The organism is Roseobacter ponti (assembly GCF_012932215.1).
Classification (GTDB): Bacteria; Pseudomonadota; Alphaproteobacteria; order Rhodobacterales; family Rhodobacteraceae; genus Roseobacter; species Roseobacter ponti.
Window position 1 is genome coordinate 3,169,612 of record NZ_CP048788.1, and the last position, 19,419, is coordinate 3,189,030.

At 62.3% G+C, this 19,419-nt stretch carries 17 protein-coding genes; 12 read left to right on the top strand and 5 right to left on the bottom strand.

Annotated elements, in window-relative coordinates; genetic code table 11:
- Positions 1–64 precede the first annotated feature (64 nt).
- From G3256_RS15115 to mdoH, 7 genes are all read left to right on the top strand, one after another.
- Positions 65–628: a GcrA family cell cycle regulator gene (locus tag G3256_RS15115; RefSeq protein ID WP_169641612.1), complete on the top strand. Its 564-nt coding sequence runs from the start codon at positions 65–67 to the stop codon at positions 626–628.
- Between the two features lie 117 nt (positions 629–745).
- Positions 746–2,368 (top strand): thiamine pyrophosphate-binding protein, encoded by a 1,623-nt coding sequence (locus G3256_RS15120; protein ID WP_169641613.1) that lies wholly within the window; start codon positions 746–748, stop codon positions 2,366–2,368.
- Positions 2,352–3,560 carry a CaiB/BaiF CoA transferase family protein gene (locus G3256_RS15125; RefSeq protein WP_169641614.1) on the top strand — a complete coding sequence of 403 codons (1,209 nt, stop codon included), beginning with the start codon at positions 2,352–2,354 and terminating at the stop codon, positions 3,558–3,560. Before G3256_RS15120 ends, G3256_RS15125 begins: the two co-directional genes overlap by 17 nt.
- 183 nt (positions 3,561–3,743) lie before the next feature.
- Positions 3,744–5,093, top strand: a complete 1,350-nt coding sequence (locus G3256_RS15130; protein WP_169641615.1) for a tetratricopeptide repeat protein — start codon at positions 3,744–3,746, stop codon at positions 5,091–5,093.
- 48 nt (positions 5,094–5,141) lie between these two features.
- The gene (locus G3256_RS15135) at positions 5,142–6,359 is read left to right on the top strand and encodes an OpgC family protein (protein ID WP_169641616.1); all 1,218 of its coding nucleotides are present in this window, start codon (positions 5,142–5,144) and stop codon (positions 6,357–6,359) included.
- Positions 6,359–7,882, top strand: a complete 1,524-nt coding sequence (locus tag G3256_RS15140) for an OpgD/OpgG family glucan biosynthesis protein (protein ID WP_169642467.1) — start codon at positions 6,359–6,361, stop codon at positions 7,880–7,882. Before G3256_RS15135 ends, G3256_RS15140 begins: the two co-directional genes overlap by 1 nt.
- Positions 7,879–9,762, top strand: coding sequence for a glucans biosynthesis glucosyltransferase MdoH (mdoH, locus tag G3256_RS15145; RefSeq protein ID WP_169641617.1), 1,884 nt, complete (start codon positions 7,879–7,881; stop codon positions 9,760–9,762). The genes G3256_RS15140 and mdoH overlap by 4 nt, the downstream gene beginning before the upstream one ends.
- 129 nt (positions 9,763–9,891) lie before the next feature.
- Here mdoH and G3256_RS15150 read toward each other — a convergent pair whose 3' ends face one another.
- The 4 genes from G3256_RS15150 to G3256_RS15165 all read right to left on the bottom strand — a co-directional run bounded on the left by G3256_RS15150 (position 9,892) and on the right by G3256_RS15165 (position 12,461).
- Positions 9,892–10,320, bottom strand: coding sequence for a rhodanese-like domain-containing protein (locus G3256_RS15150; protein ID WP_246227641.1), 429 nt, complete (start codon positions 10,318–10,320; stop codon positions 9,892–9,894).
- 71 nt (positions 10,321–10,391) lie between these two features.
- A complete protein-coding gene (locus tag G3256_RS15155; RefSeq protein WP_169641618.1) occupies positions 10,392–10,916 on the bottom strand; it encodes a YHS domain-containing (seleno)protein in 525 nt (174 codons plus the stop codon).
- Between the two features lie 170 nt (positions 10,917–11,086).
- Positions 11,087–11,881 carry an SseB family protein gene (locus tag G3256_RS15160; RefSeq protein WP_169641619.1) on the bottom strand — a complete coding sequence of 265 codons (795 nt, stop codon included), beginning with the start codon at positions 11,879–11,881 and terminating at the stop codon, positions 11,087–11,089.
- A complete protein-coding gene (locus tag G3256_RS15165; RefSeq protein WP_246227643.1) occupies positions 11,874–12,461 on the bottom strand; it encodes a uracil-DNA glycosylase family protein in 588 nt (195 codons plus the stop codon). The genes G3256_RS15160 and G3256_RS15165 overlap by 8 nt, the downstream gene beginning before the upstream one ends.
- A 114-nt stretch (positions 12,462–12,575) precedes the next feature.
- Here G3256_RS15165 and G3256_RS15170 point away from each other — a divergent pair, with 114 nt between their 5' ends.
- From G3256_RS15170 to kdsA, 5 genes are all read left to right on the top strand, one after another.
- On the top strand, positions 12,576–12,911 hold the full coding sequence (locus G3256_RS15170) for an ArsR/SmtB family transcription factor (protein WP_169641621.1): 336 nt from the start codon (positions 12,576–12,578) through the stop codon (positions 12,909–12,911).
- A gap of 1 nt (position 12,912) precedes the next feature.
- Complete coding sequence (locus G3256_RS15175) at positions 12,913–13,941, top strand: permease (protein ID WP_169641622.1); 1,029 nt, start codon at positions 12,913–12,915, stop codon at positions 13,939–13,941.
- A 215-nt stretch (positions 13,942–14,156) separates the two neighbouring features.
- On the top strand, positions 14,157–14,816 hold the full coding sequence (locus G3256_RS15180; protein WP_169641623.1) for an ABC transporter ATP-binding protein: 660 nt from the start codon (positions 14,157–14,159) through the stop codon (positions 14,814–14,816).
- Positions 14,794–16,554, top strand: a complete 1,761-nt coding sequence (locus G3256_RS15185; protein ID WP_169641624.1) for a KpsE/RkpR family capsule polysaccharide export protein — start codon at positions 14,794–14,796, stop codon at positions 16,552–16,554. The genes G3256_RS15180 and G3256_RS15185 overlap by 23 nt, the downstream gene beginning before the upstream one ends.
- Before the next feature lies 1 nt (position 16,555).
- Positions 16,556–17,389: a 3-deoxy-8-phosphooctulonate synthase gene (kdsA, locus tag G3256_RS15190; RefSeq protein ID WP_169641625.1), complete on the top strand. Its 834-nt coding sequence runs from the start codon at positions 16,556–16,558 to the stop codon at positions 17,387–17,389.
- 100 nt (positions 17,390–17,489) lie between these two features.
- Here the strand turns inward: kdsA and G3256_RS15195 are convergent, their stop codons facing one another.
- Positions 17,490–19,403, bottom strand: a complete 1,914-nt coding sequence (locus G3256_RS15195) for an AsmA family protein (protein WP_169641626.1) — start codon at positions 19,401–19,403, stop codon at positions 17,490–17,492.
- Between the last annotated feature and the right edge of the window lie 16 nt (positions 19,404–19,419).

Consider the following 19,419-nt stretch of genomic DNA (forward strand, 5'->3'; position numbering starts at 1 on the left):
GATCCCGTGATGCAGCAAAGCGGTCCGACTGACGAAGGGCCGCTTTTGACTTGAGGAAGTACCGATGTCCTGGACCGACGAACGCGTTGAAATGCTCAAAAAGATGTGGGGCGAAGGTCAGTCGGCCAGCCAGATCGCAAAAGAGCTCGGCGGGGTGACCCGCAACGCCGTGATCGGCAAAGTGCATCGCCTGGGGCTCTCCAACCGCGCGACCGCAGCATCGAAACCCGAGGCCAAGGCAAAGGCGGCCCCCAAGGCCGAAGCCCGGCCAAAAGCCGCGACAAAACCGGCAGAACCGGCAGCCCGGGCCGAAGCAGAACCGGCTGCGCCCAAGCCGATCCCCGCACGCAAGCAGATTATCCCGGCAGGACAGCCGCTGCCGCCGCAGCCCTCGGCCAACGAAATCAGCCCTGAAGCGCTGGCCAAGGTCTCCGAGATTGAGAAAAAGGCCAAAAAGCTCTCATTGATGGAACTGACCGAGCGGACCTGCAAATGGCCGGTAGGCGATCCCGCGACAGAGAACTTCTGGTTCTGCGGGTTGCCGGTGCAGCAGGGCAAACCCTATTGCGAAGCACATGTGGGCGTGGCGTTCCAGCCGATGTCCTCGCGTCGTGACCGTCGCCGCTGAGGCGGCGCTGCCGCACCTGCCACGTTCCTGATTGTAATTTTTGCCACGCAATGGTGAATTGCGCGCGGCTGCCGATGCGGTATCAGCAGGCCACAGCAACCGATGACAGGTGTCCTGATGCCCCAGCCTTCCACCATCCGCGCGGCCGATGCGCTCGCACAGCGCCTGTATCGCGCAGGCTGCCGCCACGCTTTCGGGATGCCGGGCGGCGAGGTGCTGACCCTTATTGATGCGCTTGAGGCGGCCGGGATCCGCTTTGTGCTTTGCAAACACGAAAACGCGGCGGCCTTTATGGCCGAGGGTGTCTGGCACCGCACCGGTGCGCCCGGCATTCTGGTGGCCACGGTCGGGCCCGGGGCGCTGAACGGCGTCAATGCGGTGGCCAATGCTCACCAGGACCGTGTACCGATGATCGTTCTCGCCGGCGCCGTCGACGCCGATGAGGCGCAGACCTACACCCATCAGGTGCTCGACCAGCAGGCGGTGTTCCGTCCGATTACCAAGGCGAGCTTTTCGCTCGTGCCGGGTGCGGCGCATGTGATCGCGGACAAAGCCGTTGGCATCGCCACCGAGGGCCGCCCCGGCCCGGTGCACATCGATGTGCCGATCACAGTAGCGGATGCCCGTGTGCCGGAAGACGCGGGCCCAGACCGCGCAGCCGCCTCGCCTGTTGCCCCTTCCGGTGCAGATCTTGAAACTGCGCGCGGCTGGCTGGCGGCAGCAGAGCGTCCGGTCGCCATTGTGGGTCTTGATGCGATGAACGACGACGCCGGCGCAGAGATTACCGCCTTTGCAGAGCGCTTCGACGTGCCGGTCATCACCACCTACAAAGCCAAGGGGCTCATTGCGGAAGATCACCCGCTCGCCCTGGGTGGCGCGGGGCTGTCGCCGCTGGCGGACAGGCACCTGATGCCACTGGTTCAGCAGGCCGATCTGATCCTCTGTCTGGGCTATGACCCGATCGAAATGCGCACGGGATGGCGCGACGCCTGGGACCCGCGGCAGCAGAATGTGATTGATGTGACGGCTGAGCCCAATCACCACTACATGCACCAGTCGGGCCTGAATTTTGTTGCTGAGACGAAAGCCGCGCTGACCGCACTCACGGACGCGATCTCGCCGCAGCAGACATGGACCGGTGGCGAGGTTGCCGCGACGCGGGAGGCGCTTGGCAAGGCCTTTCCGCGCGACGACACCTGGGGACCGGCGGCGGTGATCGATACCTGCCGCCGCACCCTGCCCCGTGAGACGCTGGCGACCGTGGACAGCGGCGCGCACCGCATTCTGCTCAGCCAGATGTGGGAATGCTATGAGCCGCGCGGGCTGACGCAGTCCACAGCGCTTTGCACCATGGGCTGCGCCATTCCACTTGCCATGGGCGCGCAGATCGCGGAGATCGGACGCCCGGTCGTCTCGTTCTCCGGTGATGCGGGCTTTCTGATGATCGCTGGAGAGCTCACAACCGCCGCCGAGCTTGGTCTCACCACCATTTTCGTCGTTTTCGTCGATGCGTCGCTGTCGCTGATTGAACTCAAGCAACGCTCGCGCCAGATGAAAAACAACGGCGTGGATTTCGCGAAACACGATTTTGCGGCCATGGGTCGGGCCTTTGGCGGCGCAGGTCACACCGCGACCAGCCGCGAAGAGCTGCGTGCAGCACTTGAGACGGCGCTGGCCGCCGATACTTTTACAGTGATCGCCGCGGTGATCGAACGGGGCGGCTATGACGGACGCATCTGACACGCCGGCAGCGCTCGAAGGGCTCGTCGTTCTGGACCTCAGCCGCATTCTGGCCGGCCCGACGGCCACACAGCTTCTGGGTGATTTCGGCGCCACGGTCATCAAGATCGAGAACCCGAAAACCGGCGGTGATGACACCCGCGGCTGGGGGCCCAACTATGCCCTTGATGCGGCGGGCAACCCGACCGATCTCTCAGCCTATTTCATGGCCGCCAACCGCAATAAACAGTCTGTCGCGGCGGATCTTTCGACCAACGAGGGACGGGAGTTCGTCCGCGCGCTGGCGGCCCGCGCCGATGTGGTGATTGAAAACTACAAACCCGGTGGCCTCGAGAAATACGGAATTGATCACGCGGCCCTTTGTGCCGCGCATCCGGGTCTTGTCTACTGCTCCATCTCCGGCTTCGGTCAGACCGGTCCCAACCGTGACCAGCCCGGATATGACCTTATGGCGCAGGGCTATGGCGGCATCATGTCTCTGACAGGCGACCCCGATGGCCCGCCTACCAAAACGGGTGTGGGCATCGCGGACGTCATGTGCGGAATGTACGCCACCATCGGTATTCTCGCCGCCCTGCGCCATCGCGACCGTACAGGCGAAGGGCAGCATATCGATCTGTCGCTCGTTGATGCGCAGATGGCCTGGCTCATTAATGAGGGGACAAATTTCCTGACCTCCGGCAAAGACCCGGTCCGGCGCGGCAATGCGCACCCGAATATCGTGCCCTATGATGCATTTGCCTGCGCGGACGGCCATGTGCTGATCGCCGTCGGAAATGACGCACAGTTTGCGCGATTCTGCGATGCGCTGGGGCTGGCCGAAATGGCAGGAGATGCGCGGTTCCGGACCAATGTGGCGCGGATCGAAAATCGCGACGCACTCATCCCTCAGCTTGCGCGCGCCGTGGCGCTTTTGTCACGCGATACGGTGCTGAACCTTCTGCATGCCGTTAAGGTGCCCGCCGGCCCGATCCACACCGTGCGCGAGGCGCTGAGCTCAGATCAGGCGCAGGCCCGCGGGTCTGTCGTGCATGTTCCCGCGGACAATACCGCCGACGGGCATGTCAGGCTGCTGGCCAACCCGCTGAAGCTCTCGCGCACGCCGGTGAAATACCGCACAGCACCGCCGCGTTTCGGGCAGGATACGGCTGCGGTTGGCGCACGCTTCGGTCTGCGTCCGCCAAAAGCGTAACATTTGGGCGGCACGCCGCCTGCACCGGCCGGAATTTGCCACTGCTGCGCGATCTTTCGCTGAAATATTACCGCAAACCCCACACAGGCGGTCACGTTGGCGTGTAACCCGCCCCGACAGCCTGCGCGCGCACCGATATTGAGTTAGAGAAGATGAACAACCAGTTAAAAAGGTGCGATCCCAATGCTGTACGATATCTGCCAGAGTCCGGTCTCCCTGAAGACGCAGACCGCACTGTCCGAATGGGACGCTATGATCGATGCCTTTCTGGCTCATGGAACAGCCACCCCGGTGCATCTGGGTGCGCTTCTGACAGACAACCCTGAATTTGCCATGGGGCATGCCGCGCGGGGGCTCTTTTCGCTGATGCTGGGGCGCGCCGAAATGCTGCCCGTCGCGCGCGAGGCCGCAGCAACCGCACGTCATCATGCCGATCACACGACCATCAGCCGGCGCGAAGCGGCGTGGGTTGAGGCTCTTGAGGCATGGCTGGCCGGCCATCCCTCCGGTGCCATCGCTCTGATGGAAGAAGTTCTCGCCGCCAATCCTGCCGATACGCTCTCGGCCAAGGTGAGCCATGCCATCCGCTTTATCCTTGGGGATGCCGCGGGCATGCGCAGGTCGATCGAGCGCCTGCTCGGTGCGCATGACGACAGCCATGCCTGTGCCGGATATGCGCTGGGGTGCCATGCCTTTGCGCTGGAAGAAGCCGGAGAATATGACGCCGCCGAGGCCACCGGGCTCAGAGGCCTGACCCTCGCACCAAAGGACAGCTGGGGTCTGCATGCGGTGACCCACGTTTACGATATGACAGCACGTGCCGACCGCGGTATCGCACTTATCGAAGGTCACACCGGCGCCTGGGATCACTGTAACAATTTCCGCTATCACGTCTGGTGGCACAAGGCGTTGCTGCACATGGACCGCGGCGAGCTGGACGTGGCCCTCGGGCTTTATGATGCGCAGATCCGGGCGGACAAAACCGATGACTACCGCGACATTTCCAACGCCACCTCTTTGCTGGTGCGGCTGGAACTGGAAGGCATCGATGTGGGTCCGCGCTGGGAAGAACTCGCGGATCTGTCGCAGGCCCGCACCGAAGACGGCTGCGTGGTTTTTGCCGATCTGCACTACATGATGGCGCTGACGGGCGCGCAGCGGCCCGAAGCAATCACCGGGATGACTGCCCGGTTTGCCCGTGACGCGGCGCGCAACGGTGAGATGCCGCAGCGCTATGCGGATCCGGGTGTCGCGGCCCTCTCCGGTCTGAATGCCTTTGCCGAGGGACGCTATGACCGGGCCTTTGCGGATCTGAGTGCGGCGCGGCCCGCGATGCAGACCATTGGCGGGAGTCATGCACAACGCGACGTGTTTGAACGGCTGACCATCGATGCAGGGCTGCGCGCCGGGCGTTTTGACCAGACCGAGACCATTCTTCTGGACCGTCTCGCACGCCGCGCCGGCAATGCCGACCGCTTTACCACGACGCGGATGGACAGCATTTCCCAGGCGCGGCGAATCCCTGCGCAGTAGCGCCGGGGCAGTGATGACATTCGACGAGACTCAGCATAAAGACCGGCCATGACACTTGCCGACCCTTCACAGATCACGCCCTCCGCGTCTGCAGCCCGTGCGCAGCCGTCAGCGCCTGCGCGCATACGTGATCCGCGTCTGGATTTCTTCCGCGGTATCGTGATGTTCATCATTCTCATCGCGCATACGCCAGGCAACTGGCTGACGCTGTGGATCCCGGCCCGTTTTGGCTTTTCGGATGCCACAGAGGTGTTTGTTTTCTGCTCCGGCATGGCATCGGCGATCGCCTTCGGGGCGGTTTTCCGCGATCAGGGCATTGCCATGGGAACCGCGCGCGTCGCCTTTCGCTGCTGGCAGGTTTACTGGGCGCATATCTGTCTTTTCCTCGCCATCGCCGCGACGATGGTGGTGCTGAACAATACCGGCTGGTTTGAACGGGATTATGTCGGGCAGCTGAACCTTTACCCGTTTTTCAAAAGGCCCGACGAGAACATCGTGGGCCTGCTCACGCTGACCTATGTGCCGAATTACTTTGATATTCTGCCGATGTATCTCGTGGTACTGGCGATGATGCCGCTGGTGGTGGCTCTGCACCGCATAAAGCCCCTGCTGGCGCTGAGTTTTGTCATGCTTGTCTGGTTCGGCGCCCAGTTTGATGCTCTGGCGCTGCCCGCCGAGCCCTGGTCGGCGCGCGAGTGGTTCTTCAATCCTTTCGGCTGGCAGCTGGTGTTCTTTACGGGCTTTGCCTTCATGTCAGGCTGGCTGCCCGCCCCGCCGCGCAACCGCGCGCTTATTTTCCTTGCCGGGCTCGTGGTGCTGATCATCATCCCGCTGGCGTATTACCGGATCACCCGCCAGCTGCCTGATGTGCAGGCCTGGCGCAGCGAATACCGGGTTCTGATTGCCAAGACCGATTTCGGCGTGCTGCGATATGTGCACTTTCTGGCCCTTGCCTATCTGTGCTGGATCGCTGTGGGCGAGGCCGGCCGGCGCATTCTGCCGCCGCAGTCCGGCGGCGCGCTCGCCGAAATCTGGCGGCGCTGTCTTGCGGTGATCATGAAGGTCGGACAGCAGTCGCTTGCGGTATTCATCACCTCCATGTTCACCGCCCGTCTGCTGGGGGTGATGCTGGACACGCTGGGCCGCAGTTCGCTGGCAAGTCAGCTTTTCGTCAATGCAGTGGGATTTTCGATCCTGATAGGTGTGGCTTACGGTGTCGGCTGGTTTAAATCCCAGCCCTGGCGCAGAAAAAAGGCGGTTGCATGATGCTGCGTCGTGACATTCTCAAAGCCCTTGCGGCTCTCGCTGCAGCTCCCTCTGTCGCACTGGCCGAAGAGCCGGGCCTGCAAACCGGGGAGGGCACACCCTTTGATGCGCAGACGGTGGTTTCGCGCGCCCGCGCTCTTTCGGCGCGTCCCTATGAACCGCGGCCGCAGATCCCCGAAAGCTGGCGCAATCTGACCTATGACCAGTATCGCAAGATCTGGTTCGACAGCCGCAATGCGCTGTGGGAAAATACCGACCGGCCGCAGCGGATCGATGTTTTTCCGCCCGGGCTCTACTTCCCGCAGGCGGTTGAGATCAATGTGGTCGAGGCCGGTGTGGCGAGACCGCTCACATTCGATATGGGCGTTTTCGATACCACTGACAAATTCCCCGATGTCACCATCGACGACACGCTGGGCTATTCAGGCCTGCGCCTGCGCGCCGAGCTTGAAGATCCCGGGATTTTTCAGGAATACGCCGTTTTTCAGGGCGCGAGCTATTTCCGCGGCATCGGAACGGGTGAAATCTACGGTCTTTCTGCCCGTGGACTGGCGCTTAAAACCGGCGATCCCTCGGGGGAGGAGTTCCCTGATTTTACCGCCTTCTGGCTGGAGACACCCAAACCGGGGGCCGGGGCTGTGGTGCTGCACGCGCTGCTCGACAGCCCGTCGTGTTCCGGGGCCTGGCGGTTTGACATCGCCCATGGCGAAACCCTGAGCATGCAGGTTTCCGCCACGATATTCGCCCGGGAAGAGATGCGGCATGTGGGCATTGCCCCCCTCACATCAATGTTCCTGTTCGATGAAACCATGCGCGAGCGTTTTTCGGATTTTCGTCCCTCCGTGCACGACAGTGACGGTTTGCTCATCCACAACGGGGCGGGTGAGGTTATCTGGCGGCCACTTGCCAACCCTCTTTCGTTGCAGATCAGCGCGTTTTCGGACACCGATCCGCGCGGCTTTGGCCTGATGCAGCGACCACGCAACTTCAGCGATTTTGCAGATCTTGAAGCGCTCTATCACAAGCGCCCGGCGCTCTGGGTCACGCCTGGCGAAGACTGGGGCTCCGGCGCGGTCACGCTTGTGGAAATCCCCGCTGACCTTGAGATTTACGACAATATCGTCGCCTACTGGCGTCCGTCCGAACCGTTGCCGGCAGGTGCTGAGCACAGCATGACCTACAGGCTCGACTGGGGCGCGGATCCGGCCCCTGCTGCCGGCATGCCTCTCAAAGTGCTGAGCACTGCCATCGGTGGCCGCCCTGAGGGTGGTAATATCGTCGCCATAGATTTTGAAGACAGCGCGCTGGTGCCGGAAGATCTGGACAGGCTCGACATTGTGGTGCGCGGTTCAGCGGGCGATGTAACACCCGGTCTGGTCCAGCGTAATCCGGACACCAACGGGCCGCGCCTTGCCTTTACCTTCCGGCCGGGAGAGGCCGATCTTATCGAATTCCGTGCCCAGCTGCGCCTTGACGGCGCTCCGCTGAGCGAAGTGTGGCTGTACCGCTGGACACGCGCATGAGTGACGCCCGCCTCAGTGTCATGCCTGCGTCGGCACCGCTTGAGATGCGCCCGCAGGACCTGTCGGCACCTGCCCCGGCTGCCGGGCGCGGTCCTGCGGCCGGCGCGCGGTACACCGGCTGGCGGATGGCACTGTTCCTGCCCGCACTTGCCGGAACCGCCCTGCTGGTGGCCGGTCTGCACAGCTGGCTGGCCGAAACCGGAATGACGGGCCTTGAATGGGTGCTGCTTTTCATGATCGGGATGACCTTTGTCTGGGTCACCCTGTCTGTGAGCACGGTGGGTGTCGCCATCGCAGGGCTTCTGGCACATGCGCGCTCGGACGAGCCGGGCGCAGATGAAACCGCGCCGCTCGATGTGGCGCTGCTCGTGCCAGTACACAATGAAAACCCGGCAGATGTTTTCGGCAATGCCGCGGCGATGCTGGATGATCTGGCAGCGCGGCGCGGCCCGCATCGCTATGCTCTTTTTATCCTGTCGGACACCACAGATGCGGCCATTGCCGACGAGGAGGCCCGCGCGTTTGCGATGCTGCGCGCCGGTGCGCCGCAGGGTTTCACCGTCTGGTACCGGCGCAGGCTGACCAACACCGACAAGAAGGTCGGGAATCTCGTGGACTGGATCACCGGATGGGGAGCTGCCTGGCAGGCGATGGTCGTGCTGGATGCTGACAGTCTGATGACCGGGCGGGCCATCGACCGGCTGGCCGGCGAAATGAGCCGGGACCCGTCCGCCGGGCTCATACAGACCTTTCCGATGCTGATCGGGGCCAGCACGCTCTTTGCCCGACTTCAGCAGTTCTCCAACATCGCTTACGGGTGGCTGCTGGCCGAGGGACTGGCGACCTGGGCGCGCAGCGAGGGCAATTACTGGGGGCACAACGCCATTATCCGCACGCGCGCCTTTGCGGCCTCTGCCGGGTTGCCGCATCTGGCGGGGCGGGATGGCCGCGCCGAGCTCATTCTGAGCCATGACTTTGTCGAAGCGGGGCTTCTGCGACGCGCAGGCTGGCAGGTGCGGTTTCTGCCCCGGGTCTCCGGCAGCTATGAAGAAACACCAGGCACGCTTATCGATTACGTGCTGCGTGATCAGCGCTGGTGTCGCGGCAATCTGCAGCATCTGCGGCTGCTGGGTACCGCGGGCCTGCATCCGGTCTCGCGGTTTCATCTGCTGCACGGGGCTGTAAGCTATCTGCTGTCGCCTGCGTGGTTTGTGCTGCTGATTGTCTGGTCGCTGCTGGGCAAAGACAGCGAGACCAATGTGATCCGGTATTTCAACGAAACGAACCCGCTCTTCCCCGACTGGCCGCCCGCCATGAGCCATATCGATTCTGCGGTCTTTCTCGTGATCATGTACGCCATGCTGCTGACGCCGAAACTGACCGGGGCCGCGATCATTGCGCTGCACCCCAAGGCCACGCGGCTCTACGGTGGTCGCCTCGCTTTTCTGGGGGCATTCGTCGTCGAAGTGGTGCTGTCGGTGGCCTATGCACCGGTGCTGATGATCCAGCAGACCCGCGCGGTGATGCGCGCAGCCCTGGGCCGTGGCAATGCCTGGGCGCCGCAGTCGCGCCGGGCCGCTGCCTATCCGCTGTCGACGCTGATCCGGTTTCACCGGGTGGAGACAGTTCTCGGACTGGTCCTTGCCGCCGGTCTTGTGACCGGGCTTGTGTCCCTCTGGCTCATCCCGATTGCCGCGAGCCTGTGCCTTGCCGTACCGCTGTCGGCGCTGAGTTCTGTGCCGGTCTCCGCGCGCCTGCCGCATGCTCTGCGCATGGACAGCCCGCATTCCTTGCGTGAGCCCGCCATTCTGACCCGTGCCCGCAGCCAGCGTCTGCGCGTCAGCGATCTGCTCTCGGGGCGGGGGATGCCGGCAGAATAATGCGCGCAAAGTGCGTGCGGTACGATCTGGGCCCGTACTTCCGGATTGTCAGAGTATGCATCGTGGAAGGTCCCGCCGGAAGGCCGTGCCCTGTATGACCTGTCGCACAATCCGCAGCGCCGCCCGAGACTACTGCCGGACCGTTACCGGCAGGCCGCGGTCGAGCCATCCGGGACCGGCCCCTGAACCCAGCATGCCTTCAGGCACGTCTCTTATCTCTGTGAACCCGGCACTCTCAAGCCGCGCCGACAGGCGCCGCGAACGCACGCCCCGCGCACAGATAAGAGCCACCGGAACATCCGTGCGGCCGCCTGTGCGCACCAGCAGTTCGTCAATAAAATCGGCGCGGCGCATGTCGATCGGCAAGGCCCCCTCGCCCACGCCTGTCCGTACCCATTCATCCGGGCGCCGGATATCGACCAGTAAGATGTCGCCACGAGCCGCGAGGTCATGCGCCTCACCCGGACTCAGAGCATTACCGTCATTTTCCGCAAAAACATTGAACCACCCGGCTGCAAGCACACCGCCACCTGCAAGGGCGCCGAGGCTCAGAACCATAAAACCCCGCCGCGTTTTCCGCGACGGGGCCTTTTGTTGCCCGTCCTTTTCAGGATCAGACAAGCTCATCATCAGTTGACCGGAGCCGTGCTTGAAAACTGCGGGATCTCACGATCAGAGGCTGCCGCGGGCTCAATGCTGACCCAGTTGCCTTCGGACAGATCAAGATTTCCGTCAATGTCTTCTTCCCAGAAGCCGACGACGTTCTTTGTGATATTGAGGTACAGTTTGTCATCAACGATCCGCCACAGGTTGGGGTTGCCGGGCACTTTTCCGCCCTTGGCCACACCATAGGCACAGTGACCGTCATACTGTGGGGCATAGGCTGCCGGGTTGGCGACAAATCTGTCGCGGTTTGCTTCGGTTGAAAAGGCAAAAACGGCGCCGTTGTAATCGGCTGTGATGTCTTTGTTGCCCGGTACGGCGACAGGCTGTTCCGCGCCGACCGGCGACTGTTCCAGATCGAAATAGGCAACCACGTCATAGCCGGAAACGGCAAAGCCGGTCGGATCGATGTACTGGTCACCGGCGAAAGAAGCGGTGGCGAATGTTACGGCAGCAGCAGCGGTGGCGAAGAAGGTCAGGGGAAAACGCATGTCAGTCAGGCTCCGGTTCAGTCAGACGGTGCGGCCACCCCGGCCGCGCTCTGTCTCTGATGTAGAGGCCGCGTGACGGCCTGTGCACCCTGTTTCAGTCACTCTCGCGCGCTTGTGACATCTGCGCGATTTGCGTGATCGTTCCGTGAACGGCCTGCGGACCGGTGCAGTCAGGTCAGCTTTGGCGGTCGCGCAGGATCACGGCCAGGGGCCGGACGCAGGGTCGACGCCTCCTGAGCCTGGGGCAGATCAAACCGCAGGCCTGCGCGTTCGAGACGTTCCGCCATCGGCTCATTTGCCCGGAAAAACGCCACATCCATGGCACCGGCTTCGATGCCGGAGAAACTCAGCGCTTCACCGGCTGCGCGTGCCAGAGCCGTCTCCGCACCGGGCACGGCCCCCACGAACCCCAGCAAGTGTCCGGCGGTGTCATCGCTGTAGCGCACCCCGACAAGACAGGCGTGCAGCGCCAGCCCCATGGCGGTGGCAAGTTTAGCGTCCAGTGCAGAAATCAGCGTTTCAGGCAGCCCGCCCGGGGCGCGGACTTCGACGATACGGGCCTCTGTCTCGTCCGGTTGATTGGCCAGGATACCGTTAAGCCATTCCACCGCTTCTTCCGGCAGCAGTATAGAGGACGGCGCCACATCCGGATTGACTGCGAGCCCGATGCCCTGACCCTGCAGCATACCCGCGATTGCCCGGCCTGAGAGGCTCACGAAAGGCGCCGTGCCGCCGGCAAAGCCTGCCAGCCGCTCCTGCCGGTCAAACACAAGCACGAACCGCGCGTCATCGAGTTCAAAAAGCTCCGGCGTGATCTGGTCACTGTCATCGCCTGCTTCGGTTTCGAGCATCAGGAAAAGCTCTGTCTCTGCCAGGCGCTCATAAAAACGCAACCGGGCGGCATCATCCGCAGGATCCGCCTGCATCGCCGCATGAGCCGCATCAAGGGGGGTCTGGTCAGTCATGCAGCACCTCACGCACCGTGCGCTGAAGATCCGGCACGACGTCCTGTTCAAACCACGGGTTTTTCCTGAGCCAGCCTGTATTGCGCCAGCTTGGGTGGGGCAATGCAAAAATCTGCCGGTTTCGCCCGGTCCGCTGCTCGACAGCCGCCGTCACCGACGCCACCCGGCCCAGATGCCAGCGCATGGCATAGGCCCCGATCACCACGGTCAGCGCCACATCCGGCAGTGTGTCAAGCGCTTCCCGTCGCCAGGTTTTCGCGCAAACGGGTGGCGGCGGCAGATCCGATCCCCTGTCGTCATAGCCGGGAAAACAGAATGCCATCGGCACGATCGCCACACGGTCACGGTCATAGAAAGTATCGTCGTCCATGCCCAGCCAGGATCGCAGCCGCTTGCCGGAAGCATCCCAGAACGGCGTATTGGCGCGATGCACCTTCAGCCCCGGGGCCTGGCTTGCGATGAGAATCCGCGCACCGGGCCGGAACCAGACCACCGGGTTCGGCGCGTGCGCTGTCGCAGTTTGCGCAAAGCGGTCCCGGCACAGGGTGCAGGCGCGTATCTGATCGGCGATATCTGTCACACAGACTGACCTAGGGTGTGGCGCCCGTTTCGCAATACCCGCAGGCGGGGGGATTATTTCGACAGATGTCGAAATAACTTGCATCACCGGATTCATTTCGATATCCCTAGAAATATGAAACAGGATATCTCTCAGGTCCCCGACCTCACCATCGCGGCCGCACAGTTTGCGGCCCTTGGCTCTGAACAGCGGCTTGCCGTGTTGCGCTGTCTTGTGCGCGCGGGTCCCGACGGGCTCAGCATTGGTGAGCTTGGCGAGCGGACGGGCATCACCGGCTCAACCCTCACGCATCACGTGAAAATTCTCGCCTCCGCAGGCCTCGTATCGCAGGCCAGGCAGGGGCGCAGCATCATTTGTGCTGCCGTCGCTTATGACGATGTGCGAGCCCTGTCCGGGTTTCTGCTCACCGAATGCTGTGCTGACAGTGCACGCACCTCTAAGGATTCCTGACATGGCCGATACCACACAAGCCGCGCCGCGCCCCGCCTTTTGGAGATCGCCCGGTGCCTGGGGCGCCACCGCGCTCGTCTTTGTCCTGCTCGCGGTTTTTGATCCCGGACAGGTTCTGCCAACCGCGCAGTTCACGCTGAACGCGATCGCGCATACGGCACCCTTTATTCTTTTTGCCGTTCTGGCGGTGGCCTATCTCAAGGCATCGGGTGCGGAGACACTTCTCGCGCGGGCGTTCGAGGGGCGCCAGTCCCGCATGATCGTCATGGCAGCCCTGCTGGGCGGGCTTTCACCCTTTTGCAGCTGCGAGGTCATTCCCTTCATCGCGGCGCTGCTTGCTGTCGGCGCCCCGCTCGGGGCCGTGATGGCCTTCTGGCTGGCCTCTCCGCTGATGGATCCTGCGATGTTTGCGATCACGTCCGGCACGCTCGGGTGGGAGTTTGCGATCGCCAAGACACTTGCTGCGGTGGGCCTGGGCGTCATGGGGGGCTTTGGCACGATGGTTTTCGCCAAAACACCCGTTTTCGCCGATCCGCTGCGCGAACGGCCGGCTGTGGGTGGTTGCTGCGGTGTGAAAAAGCCGTTCTCCGGGGCGCCCGTATGGGCCTTCTGGTCTGACGCGGACCGGCGCGTCACCTTCCGCGATACGGCAGTCGAAAACGCGCTGTTCCTGCTGAAATGGCTGACGCTGGCTTATGTATTCGAGGCCCTGATGCTGCGCTATGTGCCGGCAGAACTGATTGCCGGTCTGCTCGGCGGTCAGGGTCTCTGGCCTGTGGTCATGGGGGCGCTGGTCGGGGCACCGGCCTATCTTAACGGCTATGCTGCTGTGCCGCTGGTGGATGCTCTGCTGGCCCAGGGAATGGCGCCGGGTGCCGCGATGTCCTTTGTAATCGCCGGTGGCGTCAGCTGTATCCCCGCCGCAATCGCGGTATGGGCGCTGGTGAAGCCGCGCGTCTTTGCCGCCTATATCGGGTTTGCCATGATCGGGGCCCTGATCGCAGGTCTGGCCTGGCAGAGCATCGCCTGAGCCCGCCCGGGAGATTTCAGCGAAAGCACGCCCCGGGTGTTGCAAAAACGGCGGTTTCCCGCGCGCAAACCCCGCGTCATGTGCGGGGTTCATTGCACAATTTGATTAATTTACGACATAAAGATGCCTAACTCAGTAGATAATAAGTAAACAATGTCCGCTACTGAGAACGGACGATCCCGCGAACGCGGTAATTTGGGGCAGTCGGAGCAGACATGCTGGCATTTGAGAATGTATCCAAGTCCTACTGGACGGGGACGCAGCACAAAGTCATCCTGGACGATGTGTCCTTCAAGGTTGAGCTTGGCAGGTCGCTTGGCATCCTGGCGCCTAACGGCACCGGTAAAACGACGCTGATCAATATGATGGCGGGACTGGAAAAGCCTGACGCGGGCGAGATCCGGCGCGCCTGCAATATTTCCTTCCCGCTCGGGTTTATGGGCGGCGTCGTCAACAAAGTATCGGCTGTGGAAAACGCGCGCTATATCGCGCGGCTTTACGGGCTGGACCCTGATTATGTCGAAAGCTTCTGTCGCTGGCTCTGCGGACTGGATGAATACTTTGATCAGCCGCTCGGCACCTACTCGGCGGGGATGCGCGCACGGTTTTCGTTTGCCCTGATGCTGGCGCTTGATTTCGACATGTATCTCATTGATGAGGGCATGCCGACGACAACCGATGCGGAGTTCAACCGCAAAGCCGGGGAAATACTGCAGGAACGCCTGCGCACGACCACGATTATCATTGTCTCTCACCAGGCAAAGACACTCGAGAAATTCGCCCGCTCCGCTGCTGTGCTGGTCGGCGGGCAGTTTCACATGTTCGACACACTGGAAGAAGCGAAACAGCTTTATGACTACGAAACCGACAGCTAGGAAGTATCGTATCCGGCGCACCGGGCCCGAGCCGGGCACGCGCCCGGCGGCTTCTGCTGAACAGCAGCCCGCCGCGACGCCACAGCAGCCGGCGCCGGACGCAGGACCCGCAGCTGCCGCGCAACCCGGCAGGGAACTGCCCGGGCGCCAGGTGGCATCCGCGAAGTCTTCTCCGGAACGGCCGCCGGAAGCTAACTCCAATGCACAGGCACAGGCAGGCGTGCCGCCCAAAGCGCGCGCACAGCAGGCCGCGGCAAAACCCTCAGGTTCACCCGAAACCGTGGCGCTGCAACTTGACGCGATCCGGCGAGAGGGTCTGACAGGGCGCCAGCTGCGCATGGCACGGCGCATCGCTCACAAACACGAACTGGCGCCGACATCCGATTTTGACGCTGTGCGTCTGTTGCGGGCACGCGGCATTGATCCCTTTCAGCGCGCCAATATGCTTGAGCTCGTTGTGCCAGGCGGCGAAGCGGCCGCGAAACAGGCAACGGGCACCGGCCAGGAGCCGACGGGTCGCATTCAGCTGCCTCAGACAGTGCCGGGCCCGTCCGAAACGCTGCCGTCAACAAATGTGAGCCCTGCCGAGCAGCGTAACCGCCAGATTTCGGAGATACAGGCAGATATTTCCCGCCGGCGCCGCCGCAAGATGGTGATGCTGGTCAGCCGGCTGGCCGCCTTCGTGATGCTGCCCACGCTGATTGCCGGCATCTACTTTTTCTTCGTCGCGACGCCGATGTATGCAACCAAATCCGAATTCCTGATCCTTCAGGCGGACGCTCAGGCCGGTGGCGCCGCCGCAGGTCTGCTGAGCGGAACTCAGTTTGCCACCTCCCAGGACAGTATCGCGGTGCAGTCCTACCTGCAGTCGAAAGACGCCATGCTGCGTCTGGACCGGGATATCGGCTTCAAATCGCACTTTACGCAGCCCTGGATCGACCCCATTCAGCGGATGTCGGAAGACCCGACCAATGAGGATGCCTATCGTGCCTATCAGAAACGCGTAAAGGTCGGGTATGACCCGACCGAAGGTGTTCTGCGCATGGAGGTCGTTGCGGCTGATCCCGAAATCAGCGCCCGTTACAGCCAGGCACTGATCGATTACGCAGAAGAACGCGTGAACAGCCTCAGTCAGCAAAAACGCGGTGACCAGATGGCCGAAGCTGAGAAGAGCTTTCGCCAGGCAGAGGAAGAACGCCGGGCGGCACAGGAAGCGCTGGTAAACCTGCAGCTTCAGGGCGCGACGCTGGATCCGGAAGCGGTCATTGCCAGCCTGCGTCAGCAGATCACGCAGGTCGAAATGCAGGTCCTGGAGAAAGAACTGCAGCTTGCGGCGCTGCTTGATAACAGCCGGCCGAACCAGTCCCGTGTGGACGGTGCGCGCGGCGATATCCGTCGCCTCAACGAACAGCTTGCAGAGCTGAACGCCCGGATGACTGACGCCAGCCAGGGTGAAAACTCACTGGCGCAGCTCAGCGTACGCAGCCAGATGGCGCAGGCCGATCTCGCCACCCGCGATATGCTGCTGCAGTCGGCGCTGCAACAGATGGAACAGACCAGGCTCGAGGCAAACCGTCAGGTGCGGTATCTGACAACCAGCGTCAGACCGGTGGCCCCTCAGGAAGCCAGCTATCCGCGCAGCTTTGAGAATACCATTCTTGCGTTCTTGATCTTTGCAGGTGTCTATCTGATGGTGTCCCTGACAGCATCCATTCTCAGAGAACAGGTGACCTCCTGACATGACGCATGTATCCGTCGGCGACCTGACAATCGGCAATGATCTCCCGCTGACGGTCATCGCCGGACCCTGCCAGCTGGAAAGCGAAGACCATGCGCAGATGATCGCGGGACGGATGAAGGAAGCCTGTGACGCTGCCGGTGCGCAGTATGTGTTCAAAGCTTCCTATGACAAAGCCAACCGCACCTCTCTGAGCGGCATCCGGGGGCCGGGCATCGATGCCGGTCTCAAGGTTCTGCAATCGGTCGGGCGCGCCATCGGCGTGCCGGTGCTGACAGATGTGCATAACGAGGCGCAGTGCGCGCTTGCGGCGGACGCGGTGGATATCCTGCAGATCCCGGCTTTTCTCAGCCGCCAGACCGATATGCTGCTGGCTGCAGGGGCCACAGGCGCCGTGATTAACGTTAAAAAGGGCCAGTTTCTCGCGCCCTGGGACATGCCGAACATCGTCACGAAAATCGAATCCACCGGAAACAGGCGCATCCTTCTGACCGAGCGTGGCACATCTTTTGGCTATAACGCGCTGGTTGCCGATATGCGCAGCCTGCCGCAGATGGCGCAGACCGGCTACCCGGTGGTCATGGACGCCACGCATTCGGTTCAGCAGCCGGGCGGCAAAGGCGGATCAAGTGGCGGACAACGCGAATTTGCGCCTGTGATGGCGCGTGCCGCTGTGGCTGTCGGCGTGGGCGCAGTCTTTATCGAGACCCATGAAGATCCGGACCAGTCCCCGTCAGACGGACCGAATATGATTTATCTCGACAAGATGCCGGAACTCATCGACACGCTGATGCAGTTCGACCGGCTTGCCAAAGCTTCACCGCTGGAATTCTGAGCGTCCAACTGTGAAGATCATCGTGCAACTCGGTCCCGGGCGTAAATGCTGTGATGCGCGGTTACTGTTGGGGACATTGTCCTGGTGATCAGTTATCCGCTCAGTCAAAAAGCTTTTTGAACAAGCGGTCTTTGATCTGATTTTCCAGCGAGCCGCCTGTATCTCCGCCAAGCTCTTTGAGCAGCTTTTCCTTTGCTTTCTCTTCCAGTTTATCAGTCTGTTCATCAATCTGCGCATCAAGAACGGCTTCGAAATCGGGCTGGACCGATACATCTGACCAGGGGCCGGTGAAGCGGACCGGTATTGAAATCCCCTGTCCGCTGTTGGCACGCAACGCAATCGGGGTCGCGGTGTAATCCACCACCTGACGGCCGATGCCGACTGTGCCTTCGCCTGTGGCACGGTAGTTTGCCAGTTCCAGCAGCAGGTCCCGGTTCCTCAGCACACCAGATGCGATCGTCCAGGTTCCGCTCAGGCTGTCAAAGACCGTTGTACCGCTGCCCGTTTCCCCTGACCGCATCAGCCGGTCCAGATCAATCCCCTCAATGGTACCACGTCCGATATTCAGGCTGCCGTCACCGGAGAGGGAATTCATCATCGCATCAACCGAAGCGCCCGTGGCCAGGAAACTCGTTTTCAGATCACCACCGCCGGTCAGCCGGCTCAGCCCGACCGCATCATCCAGAAGTCCCTGCATTTCGATACCGGCAGCACTCAGATCTCCGCCCACAGAAAGCCCGCTGCGGTTGTTGATGACAAAGCGCCCGGTGACATTACCGCCGTAGGCCACAACATCGCGAAGCAAAAAGACCATTCTGGAATTGTCGTTGCTCAGAACGGTCTGTGTCTTTCCGAGGCTGAACCGGCCCAGATCAATGCCTTCTGCGCTCAGCGCGATCTCACCGTTGAAAGCGGACAGCGCACTGGCATCGATGCGCTCCGTCGGCCAGCTGCCGTTGCCGGAGGGAGCGGCCGTTCCACCGCCGTTCGATGCGCCGCCATCCGCGCTGCCGGTGCTGAGATCGCTCAGATCGAGCGGGCCCGCATCCAGACGGGCGTTGATCTGCGGCGTGCCGTTCAGACCGATATCAGCAGCCCCTGTCAGGCGGTTGCCCCCCAGATCGGCTGAAAGTTCGCGCAGCGCCAGCTGTCTGTCAGCGGTCAGCGTCAGCTGCGTCGTCAGATCAATCCGGCGTCCCAGTTTGGCGGGCAGAGCGACCGGAGGCAGACCCAGCGCCTGCATAAACGCGCTGGTGTCGCCGGTGACGACACCAAAGCTGCCGGCAACCTCGCCTGCGGTATTTGCACGCCCTTCAAGGCTCACGTCGCCGGGCCCTGCACTTATATCAATGCTGACATTGCGGGTCTCACCGGTGATGAAACCTGCAAACCCGTCGATAGTTGCCGTCACGGTCACCGGTTCCGCCGTCGGACGCAGTACCGCCGCAAAATCGGCAGGGCCTAGCCGGTCCGGCCAGTCAAGTGACAGATCCACGCCGGAATACGAGATCAGATCGCTGCCTTCGGCGTCATAAATCAGGGTCGCATCGGTGACCTCAAGACGCTGAATGCTGACTGCACGTGCTTCGCGTGCGGGCGATGTGCCGGTTTCGATCCGCGCTTCGCCGCTTGCGTCCGTGAACCGCCAGCTTGCCCGCCCGTCAGCTTTCTGTTCGAGGCGGATGGTCGGGCTTTGTGCTTCTATATTGGTGATCCGGATCTCTCCTCTGAGCAGCGCCAGGGCATCAACCCCGATGGCCGCCCCGGAGGCCTGCAGCATCGGGCCCTGCTCCGCCCAGCTGGCATTTCCGACCTCCAGCTCTCCCGCCCGCACTCCGAGCACCGGCCAGAGCGTGATACTGACACCGCTGACCGAAACATCCCGCCCGGTGGCCGCACGCAGCTGGTCAGTGGCAATCTGTGCGATCCGGTCCGCCGGCAGAAACAGCACCGATACGACGAGGACAAGGGCCAGCACCACAACGAGCCCGATCAGCCGGAAGATCCACTTCATACCTTACTCCTGTCCT

Coding starts and splice junctions, on each gene's coding strand:
- G3256_RS15115 (WP_169641612.1), top strand. CDS start 65: ATGTCCTGGACCGACGAACGCGTTGAAATGCTCAAAAAGATGTGGGGC.
- G3256_RS15120 (WP_169641613.1), top strand. CDS start 746: ATGCCCCAGCCTTCCACCATCCGCGCGGCCGATGCGCTCGCACAGCGC.
- G3256_RS15125 (WP_169641614.1), top strand. CDS start 2,352: ATGACGGACGCATCTGACACGCCGGCAGCGCTCGAAGGGCTCGTCGTT.
- G3256_RS15130 (WP_169641615.1), top strand. CDS start 3,744: ATGCTGTACGATATCTGCCAGAGTCCGGTCTCCCTGAAGACGCAGACC.
- G3256_RS15135 (WP_169641616.1), top strand. CDS start 5,142: ATGACACTTGCCGACCCTTCACAGATCACGCCCTCCGCGTCTGCAGCC.
- G3256_RS15140 (WP_169642467.1), top strand. CDS start 6,359: ATGCTGCGTCGTGACATTCTCAAAGCCCTTGCGGCTCTCGCTGCAGCT.
- mdoH (WP_169641617.1), top strand. CDS start 7,879: ATGAGTGACGCCCGCCTCAGTGTCATGCCTGCGTCGGCACCGCTTGAG.
- G3256_RS15150 (WP_246227641.1), bottom strand. CDS start 10,320: ATGGTTCTGAGCCTCGGCGCCCTTGCAGGTGGCGGTGTGCTTGCAGCC.
- G3256_RS15155 (WP_169641618.1), bottom strand. CDS start 10,916: ATGCGTTTTCCCCTGACCTTCTTCGCCACCGCTGCTGCTGCCGTAACA.
- G3256_RS15160 (WP_169641619.1), bottom strand. CDS start 11,881: ATGACTGACCAGACCCCCCTTGATGCGGCTCATGCGGCGATGCAGGCG.
- G3256_RS15170 (WP_169641621.1), top strand. CDS start 12,576: ATGAAACAGGATATCTCTCAGGTCCCCGACCTCACCATCGCGGCCGCA.
- G3256_RS15175 (WP_169641622.1), top strand. CDS start 12,913: ATGGCCGATACCACACAAGCCGCGCCGCGCCCCGCCTTTTGGAGATCG.
- G3256_RS15180 (WP_169641623.1), top strand. CDS start 14,157: ATGCTGGCATTTGAGAATGTATCCAAGTCCTACTGGACGGGGACGCAG.
- G3256_RS15185 (WP_169641624.1), top strand. CDS start 14,794: ATGACTACGAAACCGACAGCTAGGAAGTATCGTATCCGGCGCACCGGG.
- kdsA (WP_169641625.1), top strand. CDS start 16,556: ATGACGCATGTATCCGTCGGCGACCTGACAATCGGCAATGATCTCCCG.
- G3256_RS15195 (WP_169641626.1), bottom strand. CDS start 19,403: ATGAAGTGGATCTTCCGGCTGATCGGGCTCGTTGTGGTGCTGGCCCTT.